Raw genomic sequence first — 19,445 nt, forward strand, 5'->3', positions numbered from 1 at the left:
TTTTTTGTCAACTTTTAATAAATTAACCTACTAGCAACAATCCACTAACGTCAGCTTAACAAAAGAACCGTATATTGCTTTAGTACAAAACACTTTAGGAGGTAATGGCAATATATGGCCAAAACTAAAATTTCCACAAAAGCACGTAACTTAACCTTTGGAGTGATGCTGATTGGCACGATGATCTCGTCACTGTTACAAACTGCTCTAACAACCGCACTGCCAGATATCATGAAAGATTTCCAAGTTTCAGCAACCACTGGGCAATGGCTCACCAGTGGCTTTTCGTTAGCCATGGGTATCATGATTCCAGCTACTGCTTTTTTAATCAAGCGCTTGCCAACAAAAATTTTATTTATCGGTAGTATGACCTTATTCGCACTGGGCTCACTGCTGTCGGCAATCGCCCCTGTCTTTATCGTCTTATTGCTGGGCCGGATCATCCAAGCCATGGGCACTGGCATCTTATTGTCCTTGACTCAAGTCGTCATCTTAACCATCTACCCCCAATCAAAACAGGGGGCTGTCATGGGTATTTATGGGCTGGCTGCCAGTGCGGCCCCGGTCATCGCCCCCACCTTAACGGGCTTGTTGATTGATTACATGAGTTGGCGGATTATTTTCTGGGTCGGTTTGGTGATTGCATTGATCGATATTGTGTTGGCCCTGGTAGCAGTGAAAAACGTCCTACCCAATAAAAAGATTGCCTTTGATTTACCATCGTTTCTACTCATTAGTGTCGCCTTCACAGGTATTTTGATCGGCTTTGGTAACTTGGGTACCACCAATTTCTTTAGCCTTGAAATTGGCCTGCCTTTACTGCTAGCCGTCATAGCAGGCATCGGTTTTGTCTGGCGTTCTGGTAAAGTGGACCAACCCCTGTTAGATTTAACCGCCTTTCGTAATCACAATTTTCGCGTTGCTATTATCACCAGCATTTTGTTGTATGCGGTATTAATTGCGGCTTCAACGCTTTTACCAATTTACGTTCAAAGCGTCCACCACTCATCGGCCACCATTTCAGGCTTGATGATGCTACCGGGGTCTTTACTGATGACCATTATGAGTCCCATTACTGGTCGACTTTATGATCGTTTTGGCATTCGCCCCTTGGCCTTGACCGGTACAATCTTGATGTTTGCCAGTAGCTTGTTTATGACCAATTTAACTAACAATAGTAGTATTATTGTTTTAACGATTGCTTGGGCCGTCCGCAGTTGTGCCTTGGCTTGTGTGATGATGCCGATTGTGACTTGGAGTGTCACCACCTTAAAAAATGATGCCATCGCTTCTGCCTCTGCGTTATTGACCACACTGCGAACCATCGCTGGGGCTGTGGGTGCGGCCATTTCCGTAGCCATCATGACTTATGTTTCCAATCTCAATCACCCCAGCCAAAAAGTATTAGCCAGCGCCCAAGGCATGAATGCTGCCTTTATCGGCTTGGCAGTAATTATGGCAATTATGATCATTATTGTCTTCATCGGCACAAAGCGTGCCAAAACCCCAGCGGCCTAGTGATATATGAGGAGGAGAACTCGCCATGGCTAAGTTAAAAGTACTGTTTACCCGCCATGCGGGCCAAAAGTCCGATCGCATGGCCTTATACAGTGCCATGGCCAGTTTTAACAATTTCGTCTTGGCTCTGGTCAAAATTGCCCTGGGTCTTTATATCCAATCCTGGTGGTTGCTGATTTTTGGCAGTTATTACGTTATCTTGCTGGCAATGCGCTTGTTACTTTTACGCTATTACACCAAACTTAGAGATCAAAAGCATCAAGTCAGACGTTCCGCAGCTCAGCCTGACAGCCAATGGCTTGGCATCAGTGGTCTACTTTTCACGCTATTAGGCTTAAGTTTTGGCGGCTGTGCTTTGATCATGTATCGGGGTGGCTATGCGGTGCACTTCACTAAAATCATGGCCATTGCTGTGGCGACCATTGGCTTTTACAAAATCATCATGGCCGCCGTGAGCTTTTTCAAAGTCCGCAAGCTGGCCCATCGTCCGTTGCTGTTCTTAAAAGGGGTCAGTATTGTGGACGGGGCGGTGGCCGTGGTATTGACCCAATATGCCCTACTTTCCTCGGAGAATAGCCCAACTACCAACGCTGCCACCGGTCTTTTCGGCATGGGAATCGGCCTTTTGATTGTCAGCGTTGGCATTGTCATGTTGATTAAAGCCGCAATAGTTCTCAAAACCAATGCACACGAATAGCCCATCAAAACCTAGCCTTGGGTTTTGATGGGCTATTTCATTGGCTATTTAACTGGCAGGGTCACCTTAAACGTTGAGCCGACGCCTAATTGACTGGTCACTTCAATCTGCCCGGCTAACATCTTGACCACTCGAGATACTAGCGCAAGGCCTAAGCCGTTGCCCTTGGCGGCATGGGCTTTGTCGCCTTGATAAAATTTATCAAAAATATGTTGCTGTACTGTATCACTCATCCCCGCACCCGTATCTTGGATCGTCACAGTCACCCGGTTAGCGGCACTTGGCGTCAAACTAACGGTAATTTTGTCCCCCTGTTGACTAAACTTAATGGCATTGGCAATCAAATTGTTCCAAACCAGGGCCAATAAAGCCCGGTCACTGGTGATTCGTAAATCGGGCATGTCCACGTCAATATCAATACCCTTGCCTTCCCAAAGACCTTCAAATTCCACCAGTACAGCGGCTAATTGTTCATTCAATAAAAAGTTATCCCGTTTGGGGATGATCAATTGATTTTCCAGCTTATTTAATTTCATCATATTAGTTATCAAGACACTGAATTTCTGAGTGGATGCAATAATTTTCTTTGTATATATCTGTCTGGTCTCAGCATCTAGTTTTGAATCTTGCAACATGGTGGAATAATTTTGAATCACCGCTAAAGGTGTTTTTAATTCGTGAGAAATATTGGCAATGAAATCTGACTGCAGGGCTTCCACACTGCCTAACTCGGCGGCCATGATATTAAAATTCGAAATGATTGCATCGAGTTCGTTGATGCTTTCAAAACCATGGAAGGGTTCAATACGGACATCAAAGTCCCCCTTGGTCAGCTGTTCGGTGGCATGTAAAATGGCCTTCACCGGTCGACCAATGGTGTAGCGCCGCCACAGACCGTTTAACAATGTCATTACCAAGGCCAGAGCTAATATGGCAATGAGAGTTAAAATGGCGCGGCGGCGTAGCTGGTCCGTATCTTGTGGTTGTGCTTGATATATAAGGCTGGTGCTAACGGTGACAATTAACGCACTGGATAAAAAGTAGACTAAATAATTCCCAATACCAAAAAGACTGCGTTTAACTTGCGAATCATTATTCATTTGGCACCGCCTTATAACCCAAGCCCCGGACCGTCACAATTTGAAATTCCGTGACATTCCGCAATTTTTCCCGGATCTTAGTCATGTAGACGTCCACGGTCCTTGTGCTAGTATTGGTATCCGCATCCCAAAACTCATCCATCAATTGCCCCCGGGTAAAGGTCTTTTTAGGATAAGACAGCAATTTATAGACCAGATCAAATTCCCGGAGGGTAAACTCAATGGGGATATCTTGATAATAGGCTAGGCGTTCATCCACATCCATGCGAAAATCTCCCAAGGTTAATTGCTTAGCCGTTTGAATCTTCGCCCGGCGAAACAAAGCCCCAATGCGCAGGACCATTTCATCTAAATCAATGGGTTTGACCATGTAGTCGTCAATACCAACGCGAAAGCCCCGTTGTTTGGCGCCGATATCGTCTCTAGCCGTCATGAAGATAATGGGAATATTTTCGTTTAATTTCCGGACCGTTTCGGCAAACTCAAACCCATCGACATCCGGCATCATAATGTCTGAAATAATCAGATCAAATTGGTGCTTATACATTAAGTCATAAGCCGCTTCGGCAGACAGCGCGCCATACACTTGAAAATCATGCTGTCGTAAAAAAGTTGTCACCGTGTGATTTAAATCTTGATCGTCTTCCACAATCAATATTGTCGCCATACTTATCTCCTCCAAATTGTCTTTATTATAGCAAAAAAGCCAGCAATTGCTGGCCCAAACTAAGTGTATTTGTCCTTAATTCTTAGCAAAACCTTTAATCATCGGAATCAAGCTCAACAACATTAACATCCCGACGATACCTACAACAATGCCAATAATCAAGCTGCCAGCAACGAGGCTCAGTGCCATTCCAGTACCAAAAACCAACAGCGCCACCAGACCGAGTAAGCCAATCAACATCTGCCGCAAATTAAGTTTAGGCATTGGTTTACCCAGCATTTTGCGTCTGATCAAGGCCGTGATACCAAAGATAATCAGTCCGGTAACCCCCATAATAATTCCAGGGGTCATGGCATCCCACTCAGGTAATAGCGCCATACACATCCCTAAAGCGAAGATAACCCCGCCCAGTGTACCTAGGATCATTGAAACGAAATTTTGTTTTTGCATAATTTTTTCCTCCTGTTTAACGTGGCTTTATTTAGCTATGGTCCCATTATGTCAGGAGAATATTTATAGATTACTAAAGAAATGTTGCTGTATTGTTAAAAACAATTCAAGTTTAGGATTTAAAAAAAGCGGCGTTAGACACGACGCCGCTCCCCTGAGACTAGACAACAATATTAAGGTTCAAACACCAAACGTTTATCGGTTTTGGCCTGCCAATCTTCCTGAACGTTGGCCAAGGGCCGCACATCCACAGCTACGTTAAAGTGCCCTTTAGCAATCAGGTTGATCAATTCGGGTAAATCCTTTAAAAAAGTCTTGGTGGCAATCCCACCTTGCCCACTACCCAGCAAGGTCAAGTTGGTGGACCGCAAAGCTGCTGCCGGTAAAACTAGGTCTGAGCCGGTAATACTGCCAATTTCCACCCAAGTTAAGGCTTGGCTATGATCAGCGCGGGCAGTTAATAAGGGCATCATGACATTTTGACTCACATCTCCCCATAAATAATCCAATACCACATCCACTGAATCAGCGATTTTGGCAATAGCCGTCTTAAAGGCAGCATCCATTGTTAAGGGAATCTGCACGTCACTGTCTAAGGCAGCCAGTTTCGTCTGATTTCGGCCTAAAGCAATGACTTGTTTCGCCCCCAGATACTTACTGACGGCCACGGCTAAGCTTCCGGCATGCCCAGTGGCGCCTAGAACTAATACTGTTTTGCCTTGAATGTCGCCGACGCGTTCTTTAATGGCCATCCAACTGGACATGGCCGGATTGACCGAGGCGGCTACCACCGCCGGGTCGGCATATTCAGGCACGGGAATCATGGCCCGGCTGTCGGTCAAGGTTTGTTCAGCTAAAGTGCCATACACTGGGTCCGTGGCCATAAAATAAACCATTTGGCCATTGTCCAACTGTCCCACCCCATCTACGCCGGGGATAATTGGGGGCTGGACATGGCTGGAATAGTGGGTGCCTGCGGCTTTGGCCTTGACTAATTGATTCACGGAAGCGGCTTTTACATTGATTAACACTTGGGTATCCGTTGGTTTGGGTGCGGCAAAGTCTTTATATTGCGGGTCTTCTTTAAATGATTCTACTAAGGCTGCTTTCATCATATAACCTTCTTCTTTATTTTTGTTTACCGGTAATATATAATGAGTATACAGCGATTTTTTTAAATTGCAATAATTATTTATTACCAGTAATCTAATTAGAGGTGACCCATGATGGACCAACTGTATCAACAGCTCCAAGACGCTATTCGCCAAGTGAATGCCCAGCATGAACAATTTAAAAAAGACTTCTGGCCCCAAGCCATGACTGAGCTCAAGACCCAAATAAGTCCAGAACTGCAAGCCCGCTTATATGAACTGAAGCTTACCCACTCGGAGGGCCAAATTTTAAGTGCCTTAGCAGATGCAGTGGAACCCTTGAGCTATAAAAGACTTTCGGAACAGATGCCCTTTACTCAGGGGATGTTCTCCCGGTATATCAATCGCTTGGCCAAGGCCGGCTTGATCCATAAGCTAAAACGGGCTAACAACCATAAAGAAATCATCTTAGATATTTCCGCCACGGGCTTGCAAGTGGCTGAACTCCATACAAAGATGCATGTCATTGAAGCCCAGCATTATCAACAGGCTTTAGCCACCTTCAGTGCCCAAGACATTCAAATTGCCACCAAAGTGATCGAAAAACTTAGCCAGGCCCTTTGAGCCTTAAGTATCCGACTCATCTAGGGCAATGCCCCGCTGGGCTAGTAGCGTGGAAAAGACCATGTTGGTTTGGGTACGGCCAAAACGTTGAACTTCATTGATAAAGTTTTCTAAATCTTCAGATTCTTGGAAATAGGCACACATCAAAATAGAATAGGCACCGGTGATGACATCCGCAAAAATAATATTGGGGGATGCCTCAATGTATTGCTGAAAATCCGGTTTGTCTGCCGGCGCCACATTGATCATGATATAGGCTTTGATATGGTAACCCAGTTTGCGATGGTTGATCTGGGCTTGATAGCCTGTTATATAATGCTCTTTTTCTAATTTATGTAGCTTCGCTGAAACCGAAGGATTGGAAATAAATAGTTTCTTGGCGAGTTCCGTAATGGTGGCCCGAGCATTTTGTTGTAGGAGATTGATCAAGCGATTGTGGCTGTCTGTCATTAGAATCCGACCTTTCAAATATACCAATACCGTTTACGTCATATTAGCTAACATATTTGTTTTATAGTAGCTCATTTCAATCCCCAGCGCAAATAATCTTGCCAACTTAGTGTTATTTATTTCACAAGTTTTATCGCTTTCAGAAATGGGCGCCTGGTGCTATGATAGCGCTATCCCAAAATTGGAGGCTATCTACTATGACGAAAACTGCTATTATCACTGGTTCCGGCCAAGGCATTGGTCGGGGTATCGCGTTACAACTCGCTGAGGATGGATTCAATATTGTGGTGGCGGATTTGAATGAAAAAACCGCCGCAAGTACCGCTGCTGAAATTAAGGCCCTGGGGGTTGATAGCCTACCCCTGGTGGCCGATGTCTCTGATGCCGCCGCCTTTAAAGCCCTGGTGGACAAGGCCCACGAGCACTTCCCCACCATTGACGTGTTGGTGAATAATGCTGGCATCGCCCAGGTGGGCACGCTGGAAGAGACTAGCGCGACCGATTTTGATAAGATTTTCAAGATCAATGTCAACAGCGTTTTCTACGGCCTCAAAGCCGTCGCCCCCATTATGCGGGCCCAGGGCGGTGGTAAAATCATTAACGCCGCCTCCATTGCCGCGCACCAGGGCATCGAATTGCTTGGCCCCTATTCAGCCACTAAATTTGCCATCCGGGGTTTGACCCAAGCTGCGGCCCAGGAATTAGCCAAGGACCACATCACGGTCAATGCTTATGCCCCCGGTATCGTCCTCACCCCAATGTGGGATTTGATCGACAAACGCATGAGCGAAATCCACGACGTGCCCCTCGGCGATTCCTTGCAAAAATTCATTGATGGCATTGCCCTCGGTCGAGGTGAAACCCCACAAGACGTGGCCGGTTTAGTGTCATTTTTAGCCAGTGAGAAAGCCAACTATATCACCGGTCAAACCATGATCGTGGATGGTGGCATCGATTACGTTTAAGCCCCATTATCTGTCATAAACCACAAGAAGCTCGACAACATTGAAATTGCTGTCGGGCTTCTTTTTTTAATTTAAGATGGCATTATAAATCGTGGTCAATGCGTTTTTATCTAATGGCATGGGATTATTCTGCAGCCGTTGGACATTGACCTCAGCTACCATGGCTTTAACAATGGTCACCGCTACTGGTCCTGGGGCGACTAAATCTAAATCAGCCACCAAGTTTTCAAACCATTGAATAGCCTGCTGAGGTGACTTTTGACCCAGTAATTCAGCCAATTCTTGAAATTCATTTTGTAACGGCGCCCGTTCCAACAAGCTTATTTGTGGCAACTGGTTTACCATATATTGCCAAACTTTAGGTAGGCATAACGCTACTGCATGGCCATGGGCCAGTTGAAAACGGGCCGTCAATTGATAACTCATGGCATGGGGTGCCGTAGTGGCCGTGATATCAATGGCCATACCCGCTGTATGAGCAGCCAGCAGCATCCCCTTATTTCCACTTTGCGTGTTGGTCAAAAAACCTTGATAGTTATCTAAAAAGCCTTGAATTGCCTGTCTAGCCAACCTGCGACTTTCAGCCGTAGCTTTCAAGGACCAATAGGACTCGATGGCTTGGCACAACGTATCCAGCATCCCCACTTTACGTTGATAATGGCTTAAGGAGGTTAGTAACGCCGGTACCAGTAAACTTTTGGTGGGTAATAGATTAGGGGATTCCACAGCATACTTCACATGTTGTTTAAAAAGTACCGCAAAATGCGTGGCGTCACTGCCCGTCCCCGCCGTGGTGGGAATAGCAATCAAAGGCGTTTGGTTATCCCCCACCAATTGTTGCACCAGCGGAAACTGGCGGACGCCCAAGTATGCTTTGGTCCCCTTGGCCACATCCATGGTGCTACCGCCACCCAAGGCAATGATGCCATCGCAACCATTAATATTGAAAGTTTCGATGCTTTGAATCACAGCATTAAAATCTGGATTAGCTTTAAAGTCATGAAACATTGTCATCTCAATACCTGGTAACGCCAATAATTGCTGGACAATTGTCGAGGTGTCAAAAGCCGCATCACAGACTAACAACGGTTTTCGGATACCTAGATTTTGTAGACTTTCTAGTAATTGTATTGGCAAATCCTGTAAAGTGATTGTTTCAGTTTTTTGTTCAAGCATACGGCGGCCTCCTAGCCAGGATTTTTATGTTTCACTGCTACAATTTTCTATGAGCACTTCTCATTACGTCAATTAAGTTAACATCATGTGCCTGTTTCGTCAATCCTCGGAGCCCTGATTTGTCAGCTTTTCTTATCAAATTTTTAAAATATATGTACTTTTTCTAGCTGTGTAATCGCTATATATCTGGCCTCGGCCTAATAATCTTAAGTTAAACCAGTAATTATTTAAAATTCGGATTATATTACGTCATTTAAAATTGGTCTAATACAATATAATAGCCCAAATAGTTGACATATCAGCAAGTATACAGTATGATAGCCTCCGTTGGTATATGTTATGTTTACTGACATTATATTTTTTTAAATTCGAGAGGAGTTTCTTTCATGCATATTGAAAAAGATTGTATTGGTTCTTTAACACTTGATGATGACTTGCTTTACGGCATCCATACAACCCGGGCGCTACATAACTTCCCGATCAGTTCGGAAAAGACCAATCCACTTATTTTCAACAACTTGATTCAAATCAAAAAAGCCGCGGCTCTGGTCAACCTAAAGGCCGGTAGCCTAGGTATCCCACAGGCCAAGGCCATCGTGGCCGCCTGCAATCAATTATTGCTGGGCAAGTATACCAATGCGCTGGTGGCCCCAGCTATCCAGGGCAGTGCCGGGACTTCTGTCAATATGAATGTGAATGAAGTGATCGCCAAGCTAGCCATGAAATTAAACCCTCAAGTATTCGTTCATCCTAATGATGATGTGAATCAAAGCCAATCCACCAATGACGTTTTCCCCACCGCGGGTAAAATGGCTATGTTACAGGCGTTATCGGAATTACAAGCCATGGTGGCTAAATTAGTGACCGCTTGGGAAGCCAAGGCAAGAACCTATTCAGACGTCATCAAAGTAGGCCGCACCCAGCTGCAAGATGCTGTGCCCACCACCTTCGGCCATACCTTTAATGCCTATGGGGCGTTATTCAAACGGGACCTCAGACGTTTAACTCAAGTCAAAGCCGACCTGCAAAGTGTGAATTTAGGGGGAACGGCCATTGGCACCGGTCTAAATACCAGTCCTTATTATCAACAAAATATTCTGGCCACCTTAAACCGGTTAACGGGTCTAAATTTGACCTCAGCGCCGGATTTAATGGATGCCACGCAGAATTGCGATAGCTTTGTTGAATTTTCCGGGGTCTTAAAAACCCTAGCGGTCAACCTGTCAAAAGTCAGCAATGACCTGCGCCTGATGGCCAGTGGTCCCCAGGCCGGTCTCAATGAGCTTCACCTGCCCGCTAAGCAGGCCGGGTCTTCCATCATGCCTGGCAAAGTCAACCCCGTCATCCCCGAAGTCGTGAATCAGGTCGCCTTTGAAGTCATTGGCCATGACGTGACCGTGGGCATGGCAGCCGAAGCCGGTCAATTAGAATTGAACGCCTTTGAGCCCATTATTTTCCGGGACATTTTGCAAAGTGAAGCTTATCTAACCCGGGCTATTGATACCCTGATCACCAACTGTGTTACCGGCATCACCGTAAACACCGCTAAGTGCGACCACGATGTGCAAAACTCTGCCATCAGTGCTACCGTCTTAGCCCCTAAGTTAGGCTATGCCCGGACAACCACCCTAGTCAAAGAAGCCCTGACAACCGAAACACCTATCAAAACCTTATTACGGGAAAAAGGCATTTTTGACGAAGTAACTTTAACCGCATTATTTTCCAAAGCATCTTTAACCAATGCCAAGCAGACCAGCACGCCTGAGTTGACGGCTGATCAAAATCATTAAGATAGGTAATCCGAACGGGCAGTCGCTGGTTCGGATTTTTTGTTGCCACATCCCCTTATACTCTTAAAAACAGGTATGATAGAAGTGTCTATAAATTTATCTTTGGGGGAGGCATTTTTATGGTTACAAATTTTCAACACGTCAAATCATGCTCGGATGTGGTTGGCGCTTTGGTCATATTGTTATTGACATTGGGCGCACAATTCAGTCAGCCGACTGACAAAGTCCAGGCGGCAGCACCAAATCTGAAAATTACCCAAGTCAATGGCCTTGTAAATTCTAGATACATCACGGCCCCAGTATACACAGATTTCAGTGCCAAAACGCCTACTGGCCAAAAGTTAAGCATTGGTGTCTCTCTTTGGCGGGCGACGGCTGTTGCTAAAACTAGTAACGGTGTGGATTATATGTACAATCTCGGTAGAAACCAATGGGTCAAAGCCAAAGACTTGATCCCGGACTTAACAATTAACCCAAATGTAGAGGGCACAATGGCTTACAGTTATAACAAGCCAGTGCCAATTTACAGTAATCCCCAATTGACCCAGCCCACGGGTAAGACTTTAGCCACCAATATCAAGCTATGGCAAATTAATCGCATCACTTATTTCTGGCCAAGTTATCCGACTTACGCCTATGATCTAGGCAATAACCAGTGGGTGGCTGCCAAGTATTTTGCCCCGATTGAACCAATTACCCATGTCTATGTTGGCAAAGCCATGATGAACATGCAAGATATCAACCACGTGGCTAGTTTTGCTAAGACCGATGGCTATTACAAAGTCGTCGACGTTGCCTCTCTGTCCAACGCAGATGTTTACGCTAAGATAGGCACAGATAGCCAATGGGTTTACGTTAGCATGGGTGCGTTAGCCTATGCCGCCAATGGCAGATTTAGAACTATCAATCCTTGATCAAAAATATCCAAATAAATAATCGCATTAGCTGAGTTACTCAGGATAACCTCAAATTTAATTGAGAGGTCATTCAAGTAACTGGCGCGTGCGATTTTTTTAGATACTATCATGATGCGCCATTTCCTACAGAATGCGGTAGTATGGAGGTGACATCAATTTAATTCTAAGGGAGGAATTCGAATGGTTTCAAAATTACAACACATTAAATTATGGCAAAGCATGCTTGGCGCTTTAACTGTTTTACTAATCCTAGTCGGTGCTCAGTTAAGTACACTGGGGCAGCAAGTTCAGGCCGCAGACACCAACCTTAAAGTCACGCAAGTCGATCGCCTGGTTGATTCCTGGTTTCAACCGGCACCAGTTTACACCGATATCAGCGCTCAAACACCAACCGGCGAAACATTGAACACCAAAATTTTCTCTTGGCGCGCTACAGCCGTGGCTAGAACCAGTGATGGTACCGATGTAATGTATAATTTAGGTCACAATGAATGGGTCAAAGCCAAGGACTTAATTCCTGGTTTAGCCATGACGACTTATGAAACAGACTATTTGGCTTATAGTTATAACAAACCCGCCAAAATCTATCATGATCCCCAATTAACCCAGCCATCTGGTCAAACCTTAGCTACCAATATCAAGCTTTGGAAGATTAATCGGGAAGCCAGCTCTTATGCCAATTACGCTTATGACCTTGGCAATAATCAGTGGGTTGCCGGCAAGAATCTGATTGCCGTCGCTCCAACGACCCATGTTTACGCTGGTCAAATGCTATTCAATATGGCCGATATCAATAAAGCCGTCAGCACCTTTGCGGAACCTGGATATTATCAAATATTTGACACCACCTCGCTTAAAAATGGCAATGTTTACGTGAAGTTAGGGACAGACGACCAATGGACATTCTATTCCAATGGCGCAGTATCCTATGTGGATAATGGCAAATATGATCCTTTAAATCCTTAATCGTAGGCTGTTAAACTCATCAATAATCAAATCGCCCCAGCACCGATAATTTGCGATGCTGGGGCGATTTTTATATTCACAGCGTTAAAACCATGTTATACCAAACTTCCCCGGCGTGTTCGGAACTAGACACCCCTTCATTTTGATAACCATTCCGTTCATAAAAAGGCACTAATGCTTTCAAGCAAGTTAAGGTGATGGCTTGGCGGCCTTGTTGTTGGGCAACTTTTGCCAGTTGGGCCAACAGCCCACTGGCGACGCCAAATCGGCGAAATTGCGGCTGCACTACCAGGCTCAAGACAGTCTGGTACTGGTCACTGAGCTTATTGGGAACGGTTTTATCAAACAGGGCGTCAGTGAGATAGCGCTGGTTAAAACTAGGACCCACAATATACCCTAAAATTGCCCCTTGTTCATCCACAGCCTCCAAAAAAGTGTCACTGATCCGCTCAATCCGATCATGCATGCTATTGATAGTTGCCGCTTCGTCGTCAGTAAAACCACTATGTTCAATGGTCATAATAGTTGCTAAATCCTGCATCTCCGCAGGGCGATAGTGAATCTTCATCATATTCCTCCTGAAAATCAGCTAATCGCTGGTTTTTTTATTGTCGGGTAAACCCAAGAGTTGGTATGGCGATAAAAATCGAGTTTTCATCATAATATCAATGACCGCGGCCTTAGAAATGGGTTTAGCTTCATTTAGCCAGATCATGACAATATCTAAGATACCAGACACAATGATCTCCCCCACATAATTATCCGGCAAGTCCCCTCGAAAACCTGCTTGGCCTTTTAAATGGGCGACTTGTTGCAACAAGCTTTTTAACAGTAATTCCCGGACGCCAATGATGAAATAAGGATCCCCATTGGGACCAACCAACAGCTTCAATAAAGCCCGTTGTTGGTCGATCAACTCAAAAATTTCAGTCAACATGGGATAGGGAAAGCCGGCATAATAATTCTCAATATGCATTGTCTCCCCAATTTCTTTGTCTAAAATTTCGGTGAGCTGGGTCATAAAATCTGTTTCGATGGCAGTTATCAAGGCGGCTTTGTCAATGTAATGAAGATAAAAAGTCCCCCGATTCATCCCTAGTTGCCGGGTAATATCACTGATGGTAATTTTAGAAATTGGTTTACTGGCCCCTAATTCAATGAAGGTCTGGCGAATCAATTGGTCCGTTTGTTGGAAAGCCTCTGCTTTTGTTGTCATAATAATCACTCAACACTTTCTGATTTTTTGCCTATTGTTTTGTCGTCGTGAACAGCTTAAGCTACGAATATAAATTATTATCAACACGTTGTTCATTATAACGACAAATTATTTTGGAGGCAAGTTTATGACAAATTTTATTTCCGTGACAAATATGACCAAAACTTATGGTGCCGGGGAAAATGCCGTTACCGCTAACAAAGATATTTCTTTTGACATCCAAAAAGGGGAACTCACTATTATCTTAGGCGCTTCTGGGGCCGGTAAGTCCACCTTATTGAATATATTAGGGGGTATGGACCAATTGACGGCCGGCCAAGTTGTTGTCAACGGCACTGACTTGGGCCAATTGGACAATCGGGCCTTGACCACTTATCGCCGCCAACAAATTGGCTTTGTTTTCCAATTTTACAACCTGGTCCCTAATCTCACTGCCTTAGAAAATGTGGAATTAGCCTCTGAAATTGTTAATGATGCCCTTGATCCCCAAAAGGTTTTGACAGAGGTGGGCCTGGGATCCCGGAGTCAAAATTTTCCAGCTCAATTATCCGGTGGGGAACAGCAACGGGTGGCCATCGCCCGAGCCATGGCTAAAAATCCCGATTTACTACTGGCAGATGAACCAACCGGGGCTTTAGATTATCACACGGGTAAAAGTATTCTCCAGTTATTTCAGGATTTCGTGCGCCAATCTGGGAAAAACGTGATCATCGTGACCCATAACAGCATGATCCGGCCCATGGCTGACCATGTGATTGAGATTTTTGATGGTCAGGTCAAAACGGATACCAGAAATGACCAACCAACACCAGTTGCTGACTTAGAGTGGTAAGGAGACAATAATTTCATGAAGACACTGAATAAAAACATTCGCCGGGAATTTAGCCATTCTTTACCCCGCTTCTTATCGGTCACCGCCTTATTGACCCTAGGGGTATTCGTCTTGATTGGCTTAAATGTCACCGGCAGTAATATGCGGCAAACCGCTGAAGCGCGGTACCATCAAGAAAACTTGGCCGATGCCCAAGTCACCACGCCTTTGAATTTAAATCAAGGCGACCGGCGCACCATTACCAATCTCAAGCACGTGGCCAAAGCCGAGTTTGGCAACAGTACGGACGTTTTATTAAAAAACAGCAACCATGCGTTACGCATCGAAAGTTTGCCCCAGACCATTTCTAAGACCACTTTGGTCAGCGGTAAACAGCCCCAAAACGCTGGTGAAATTGTCTTAAACAACCGCCTCAAAGGCCAATATCAAATTGGCGACCAGATCCACCTGGCCACTGCCAAAACCGCCGGCACCTATAACTTAAAACAAAAAACTTATCGAATCAGCGGCTTTGTGAAGTCTACGGAATTTATTAAAACAGATAACATTGGCAATACCAGTGCCGGCAGTGGGCAGCTCTACGGCTTTGGCTTCGTTAAAGCCGGTGCCTTTAAAGCCAACACCCAAAATTTGGCCCGTCTGACCTTCAATAATGTCTCAGGGCAAGCTTATTCCGCTGAATATGAAGATCAGATCACCAAAAACGTTGACGCCTTGCAACCTGTTTTAAACCGCCGCAACCACCAACGGATTCAGGCGTTGAACAAAACCCTCACCACCCAAATAACTACTGGGACGGCGGATGTTCAAGCCGGCCGGCAGCAAGTTCAAACCGCCCAAGGCCAATTGGATACGCTCAAGCAGCAATTGGGTAGCCAAGGCGCACCCGCTCAACTGGCGCAACTCAATGCCCAACAAGCCCAAATCGATGGGCAACGGACCCAACTTAATCGCGCCCAAACTCAAATTGATACGGCCAAGGCCACCAAAGGCCAACTGGCTGATGTGAACCTCTTGATTCAAAGTCGCAATGACTTTAATGACGGTTACAATCAATTTGGTGAAGACAGTCAACGGATCGACGCCCTGGGTAAGAGTTTCCCAATTTTATTCTTTCTCATCGCCATTCTGGTGAGCTTCACCACCATGCAGCGCATGGTTGAAGAAAAGCGCATTGAAATGGGTACCTTAAGAGCGTTAGGTTATACCAAAGGCGAAGTAATGCGGGAAGTCTTACTTTATAGCGCTGGGACCGCCGTGTTAGGGACCGTATTTGGGTCAGGCTTAGGCTTAGTGTTATTGCCAAAAGTCATCTTCCAGGCTTATGCCGCTAATTTTGATTTTACCCAAGTCCAACTGGCTTGGCATCCCTGGTTGATCGTCTTATCTTTAGTCATCGCTTTGGCGTCCACCGCCTTGGCCGCTTGGCTAGCCGCCCGGGCCGCCCTAAAAGAAATTACGGCCCAATTGATGCTGCCTAAACCGCCTAGCTCTGGTTCCCGGATTTTCTTAGAACGCATCGGCTTTATCTGGCATCATCTGAGCTTTTCCAAGAAAGTTACGGCTCGTAACCTCTTCCGCTACAAGAGCCGCATGTTCATGACCATTGTTGGGATCGCCGGGGCCACTGCCATCTTGATCACCGGCTTTGGGATTCGCGACTCCTTAAATGGCATCATCGATCATCAATTTAAAGAAATTGTCCACTATGATGCCATTGCCGTCTACAATAATAAAGCCACGGATACCCAAGTTAAGCGGGTCACGGACTTTATCACCAATGATCCCCACGTTAAAAAGGATGCCACCGCGGCTTTCAGCCAGGTTTATACAACCAATGGTAATACGAAAGAAAATATTCAAGTCCTGGTTCCTAAAAATACCGCCACTTTGAAGAACTACATTGAGCTTCAAGATTCCAAAACCAACGCCAAGCTTTCCTTGAACAGTCAAGGCGCAATCATTTCTGAGAAACTTGCCAAAACCCATCATGTGCAAAAAGGGGATTATTTAACCGTCCATTTAGCCGATGGCACCACGCGCCGGGTAAAAATTAAGGCCATCACCAAAATGTATGTGGGGCATTATCTCTATATGAACGCCAGTTATTACCAACAGGTCTTCCATCAAGCCCCCAGCTATAATGCCCAATTAATCACCCTAACCTCCCATGGGCAGGCCCAAGTCAATCAGTTCGCTGCTGACTTCAGCCGCCTCAATGCCTCGGTACAAGTCGTGCAAGCGGCGGAATCTAAACGCACGGTGACCAAAATCCTGAGCAATCTCAATAACTTGGTCATTGTCATTATTTTGAGTGCCTCCTTGCTTTCTTTTGTGGTACTTTACACCTTAACCAATGTGAACGTCAGCGAACGGATGCGGGAATTGTCCACCTTAAAAGTCCTGGGTTTTTACCCGAAAGAAGTCTTAATGTATATCTACCGGGAAACCAATATCTTAACGGGCGTCGGTATTGCCACTGGGCTTGCGGCCGGCTGGGGATTTCACGCTTATATCATGAGTGTCTTACCTCCAGAAAATACCATGACCGCCCCGGGTGTCACCTGGGCCAACTTACTCATCTCAATCATTTTAACCATTCTCTTCTCTTTGATCGTCATGTTCATGATGAATCGCAAAATCCAAAGTGTGGATATGCTTGAAGCCTTGAAATCAGTGGATTAACATTGCCAATGAACCAGCATACTTTTATAATTAGCTTTAGTGTTTTACTAAAATTATAAAGGGATGACTAATTATTACTAAATCCAAAAAACTAGGGATCATCGCCGCGGGTCAATCCAATATCGATGGCCGGGTCCCGGTGGCCCAATTACCCCAGGCTATCCACTTGCCCCTAACAAACTGTCACTATTGCAGTAACCATACCCCTAATCACAAGCAAGGCCAATTCCAACCAGCTTTGAGCGCGGCCGACTTATCGGAAGGCCGTTTCGGCTTTGATTTGATCACTTATTATTATTTGACCCAATTGGCCCACCAAGAAATTTACGTGATGAAGTACGCCGAAGGGGGAACCTCTATTGACCCCACGGGAGATGGGGACCATCACTGGACCACCCACTTTGATCAATTACCCAGTTTAGATGATTCATTGCTGGCCAAATTCGATCAGTTAGTCCAACAGTGTTTAGCCCAAGAAGGTGACCAAATTGAGGTACAAGCCATGTTGTGGCACCAAGGCGAAGCCGATCGGGACCGCTATTCCAAAGCAGCTGCTGACCACTACGCCGCTAACTTGAAGCAAGTCTTTGCCCACTGCCGCCAGTTGGTGGCTAAACCTCAACTTCCGATTTTCTGTGGCACGGTCAGTCACAATTCGGAACAGTTTGACCCCCAAGTCGACCTTGCTATTCGCCAACTGGCCGCTGCCGATAATAATGTCCATTTGGTGGACATGCAAGCCGGCACCTTATTAGACCCCTACCATTTTGATGCCCGCAGCAGTGTTTATTTTGGCCAACAGGTCTATAATTACTTCATTGATGCCGGTATTGTCACCGGTGAAAAATTGACCATACCTGCTCTATAAATCATTAAAGTCCGGTTCGACTGGTTTTCCCAATTGAACCGGACTGATTTACGCCTGAGATATGTTGACTTTAACATATCTCAGGCGTAGCATGTTTGAATGGAGGTGAATACCCGATGGCGGTCCCCAATCATGATGCCCGTACCCTTAAAGAGGTTGAGCATATCTATAGTCTATTAAGTAATCAAACCAGAATTCGCATTCTACTGGCCCTAGAAGATAAAACCTTAAACGTCACTGAACTAGGGCAACAACTGAATTTAGAACAATCTATTGTTTCTCATCAGTTAAGCTTATTAAAAAAAGATCAACTGGTCCACGCCACCCGTAGCGGCCAAATGAACTATTATCGCTTAGATGACCCCCATATTTTAGAAATCATCAAAGATACCTTTGCCCACGTGAACCACGTATTGCGGGGCAAACCCCACGGCCAATAAGGCTGGCATAACGCGGCAGCATGTGGGTAAATGATACCCCAAACCAATCATTTTTTTGAAGCACTAACTTAAAACTAGTACCGGATTTTAGAAACCAATCTAAGATCCGGTTTTATTTTGCCATAGCATAGCTTGTAGCGCCTTAAAAACCGGTAATTGTGCTGTTACTCGTTTGTACATCAAGTAGGTCTTACGGGTAAAATTTTGACCGTCTTGAAATTTCAATTTCTCTTGATAACCCTTAAAGTTACCCAGGGCAATCTCCGGGACAATCGCCCAGCCTAACCCATTGGCCACAAAGTCCACACACGACGTCACATTATCCACTTGAATATTTTGATGATTCAAGGCTAATAATTGTTGTTCCACCAACCAACGGTCCATTTGTTCTTGAAAGTAACGGTCAGTTTTCCGGTTAATAAAGGGAATTTGCCGCAAATTTGCCCGATCACTTTGGGACTGACAAATCAAATATACCCCTTCTTCAGTCAACAGCCTTTTTTGCACCCCACCCACAAATTCCCCCCGGACAATCGCCACGTCTAGCTCTGACGCCAAGAGGGCCTGGTAGATTTTCCGACTGTAATCACTGCTGATATTCAAAGTAACGTTCGGGTTAGCGGCGTGGTAGGTTGCTAAAATCTGGGGTAATTTATAATGGGCAAACTCAATGGAACAGCCTAAATTTAAGACCCCTTGGACCCCAGTGGTAGGCTGTTGTAAGGTAGCTTTTAAATCGCTGGTCAACTTATAAATTTGCTGGGCCGTCTTATAGGCCATTTCTCCGGCATTGGTCAGGCGAATACCTTGCTTGGAACGCACAAATAAGGTGGTCTTCAGTTTGCGCTCCAATAATTGCAAGCGCTTTGATAGCGAGGATTGATTGACAAAAAGCATCTGAGCGGCCCGAGTGATACTTTTGGTTTGATGTAAAGCCAGTAGCATCTCAATATCTTTTTCATCCATCTAGACATCCCCTTGGTTTGAATTATA

The 19,445-nt window shown here is 45.3% G+C and carries 20 protein-coding genes; 11 read left to right on the forward strand and 9 right to left on the reverse strand.

What is annotated here, in order from left to right; genetic code table 11:
- Positions 1 to 114: 114 nt before the first annotated feature.
- Together FC83_RS16255 and FC83_RS16260 are read left to right on the forward strand one after the other, a co-directional pair.
- Positions 115 to 1,518, forward strand: coding sequence for an MDR family MFS transporter (locus FC83_RS16255; protein ID WP_057003028.1), 1,404 nt, complete (start codon positions 115 to 117; stop codon positions 1,516 to 1,518).
- A gap of 25 nt (positions 1,519 to 1,543) precedes the next feature.
- Positions 1,544 to 2,215 (forward strand): hypothetical protein, encoded by a 672-nt coding sequence (locus FC83_RS16260; protein ID WP_052004416.1) that lies wholly within the window; start codon positions 1,544 to 1,546, stop codon positions 2,213 to 2,215.
- Positions 2,216 to 2,259: 44 nt separating this feature from the next.
- Here the strand turns inward: FC83_RS16260 and FC83_RS16265 are convergent, their stop codons facing one another.
- The 4 genes from FC83_RS16265 to FC83_RS16280 form a co-directional block, all read right to left on the reverse strand.
- Positions 2,260 to 3,315 carry a HAMP domain-containing sensor histidine kinase gene (locus FC83_RS16265; RefSeq protein WP_035450650.1) on the reverse strand — a complete coding sequence of 352 codons (1,056 nt, stop codon included), beginning with the start codon at positions 3,313 to 3,315 and terminating at the stop codon, positions 2,260 to 2,262.
- Positions 3,308 to 3,982 carry a response regulator transcription factor gene (locus FC83_RS16270; protein WP_057003029.1) on the reverse strand — a complete coding sequence of 225 codons (675 nt, stop codon included), beginning with the start codon at positions 3,980 to 3,982 and terminating at the stop codon, positions 3,308 to 3,310. The genes FC83_RS16265 and FC83_RS16270 overlap by 8 nt, the downstream gene beginning before the upstream one ends.
- A 75-nt stretch (positions 3,983 to 4,057) precedes the next feature.
- Positions 4,058 to 4,432, reverse strand: coding sequence for a hypothetical protein (locus FC83_RS16275; RefSeq protein ID WP_035450648.1), 375 nt, complete (start codon positions 4,430 to 4,432; stop codon positions 4,058 to 4,060).
- A 173-nt stretch (positions 4,433 to 4,605) separates the two neighbouring features.
- On the reverse strand, positions 4,606 to 5,547 hold the full coding sequence (locus FC83_RS16280) for a quinone oxidoreductase family protein (protein WP_235184162.1): 942 nt from the start codon (positions 5,545 to 5,547) through the stop codon (positions 4,606 to 4,608).
- 108 nt (positions 5,548 to 5,655) lie between these two features.
- Between FC83_RS16280 and FC83_RS16285 the strand changes: the two genes are divergently transcribed.
- Positions 5,656 to 6,147 carry a MarR family winged helix-turn-helix transcriptional regulator gene (locus FC83_RS16285; protein WP_152537661.1) on the forward strand — a complete coding sequence of 164 codons (492 nt, stop codon included), beginning with the start codon at positions 5,656 to 5,658 and terminating at the stop codon, positions 6,145 to 6,147.
- A gap of 3 nt (positions 6,148 to 6,150) precedes the next feature.
- Here the strand turns inward: FC83_RS16285 and FC83_RS16290 are convergent, their stop codons facing one another.
- A complete protein-coding gene (locus FC83_RS16290; protein WP_035450642.1) occupies positions 6,151 to 6,597 on the reverse strand; it encodes an Lrp/AsnC family transcriptional regulator in 447 nt (148 codons plus the stop codon).
- 197 nt (positions 6,598 to 6,794) lie between these two features.
- On the opposite strand from FC83_RS16290, the gene FC83_RS16295 reads away from it, so the two are divergent.
- Positions 6,795 to 7,562 carry an acetoin reductase gene (locus FC83_RS16295; RefSeq protein ID WP_035450640.1) on the forward strand — a complete coding sequence of 256 codons (768 nt, stop codon included), beginning with the start codon at positions 6,795 to 6,797 and terminating at the stop codon, positions 7,560 to 7,562.
- 66 nt (positions 7,563 to 7,628) lie between these two features.
- Here the strand turns inward: FC83_RS16295 and FC83_RS16300 are convergent, their stop codons facing one another.
- A complete protein-coding gene (locus tag FC83_RS16300; protein ID WP_057003030.1) occupies positions 7,629 to 8,738 on the reverse strand; it encodes a phosphonoacetaldehyde reductase in 1,110 nt (369 codons plus the stop codon).
- 386 nt (positions 8,739 to 9,124) lie between these two features.
- Between FC83_RS16300 and FC83_RS16305 the strand changes: the two genes are divergently transcribed.
- The 3 genes from FC83_RS16305 to FC83_RS16315 all read left to right on the forward strand — a co-directional run bounded on the left by FC83_RS16305 (position 9,125) and on the right by FC83_RS16315 (position 12,411).
- A complete protein-coding gene (locus tag FC83_RS16305) occupies positions 9,125 to 10,528 on the forward strand; it encodes an aspartate ammonia-lyase (protein WP_082622609.1) in 1,404 nt (467 codons plus the stop codon).
- 119 nt (positions 10,529 to 10,647) lie between these two features.
- The gene (locus FC83_RS16310) at positions 10,648 to 11,442 is read left to right on the forward strand and encodes a hypothetical protein (RefSeq protein ID WP_057003031.1); all 795 of its coding nucleotides are present in this window, start codon (positions 10,648 to 10,650) and stop codon (positions 11,440 to 11,442) included.
- 183 nt (positions 11,443 to 11,625) lie between these two features.
- On the forward strand, positions 11,626 to 12,411 hold the full coding sequence (locus tag FC83_RS16315) for a hypothetical protein (RefSeq protein ID WP_035450632.1): 786 nt from the start codon (positions 11,626 to 11,628) through the stop codon (positions 12,409 to 12,411).
- A gap of 76 nt (positions 12,412 to 12,487) precedes the next feature.
- Here the strand turns inward: FC83_RS16315 and FC83_RS16320 are convergent, their stop codons facing one another.
- The gene (locus FC83_RS16320) at positions 12,488 to 12,979 is read right to left on the reverse strand and encodes a GNAT family N-acetyltransferase (protein WP_057003032.1); all 492 of its coding nucleotides are present in this window, start codon (positions 12,977 to 12,979) and stop codon (positions 12,488 to 12,490) included.
- Between the two features lie 21 nt (positions 12,980 to 13,000).
- Positions 13,001 to 13,627: a TetR/AcrR family transcriptional regulator gene (locus tag FC83_RS16325; protein WP_035450631.1), complete on the reverse strand. Its 627-nt coding sequence runs from the start codon at positions 13,625 to 13,627 to the stop codon at positions 13,001 to 13,003.
- Between the two features lie 127 nt (positions 13,628 to 13,754).
- On the opposite strand from FC83_RS16325, the gene FC83_RS16330 reads away from it, so the two are divergent.
- From FC83_RS16330 to FC83_RS16345, 4 genes are all read left to right on the forward strand, one after another.
- A complete protein-coding gene (locus tag FC83_RS16330) occupies positions 13,755 to 14,459 on the forward strand; it encodes an ABC transporter ATP-binding protein (protein ID WP_035450629.1) in 705 nt (234 codons plus the stop codon).
- A gap of 15 nt (positions 14,460 to 14,474) precedes the next feature.
- Positions 14,475 to 17,144, forward strand: a complete 2,670-nt coding sequence (locus FC83_RS16335) for an ABC transporter permease (RefSeq protein WP_057003033.1) — start codon at positions 14,475 to 14,477, stop codon at positions 17,142 to 17,144.
- A 100-nt stretch (positions 17,145 to 17,244) separates the two neighbouring features.
- Positions 17,245 to 18,012: a sialate O-acetylesterase gene (locus FC83_RS16340; RefSeq protein ID WP_269083197.1), complete on the forward strand. Its 768-nt coding sequence runs from the start codon at positions 17,245 to 17,247 to the stop codon at positions 18,010 to 18,012.
- Positions 18,013 to 18,128: 116 nt separating this feature from the next.
- Complete coding sequence (locus FC83_RS16345; protein WP_035450625.1) at positions 18,129 to 18,452, forward strand: ArsR/SmtB family transcription factor; 324 nt, start codon at positions 18,129 to 18,131, stop codon at positions 18,450 to 18,452.
- 99 nt (positions 18,453 to 18,551) lie between these two features.
- Here FC83_RS16345 and FC83_RS16350 read toward each other — a convergent pair whose 3' ends face one another.
- Entirely contained in the window at positions 18,552 to 19,418 is an 867-nt protein-coding gene (locus FC83_RS16350; RefSeq protein ID WP_052004411.1) for a LysR family transcriptional regulator, read from the reverse strand.
- Positions 19,419 to 19,445 lie beyond the last annotated feature (27 nt).

The organism is Agrilactobacillus composti DSM 18527 = JCM 14202 (assembly GCF_001436375.1).
Classification (GTDB): Bacteria; Bacillota; Bacilli; order Lactobacillales; family Lactobacillaceae; genus Agrilactobacillus; species Agrilactobacillus composti.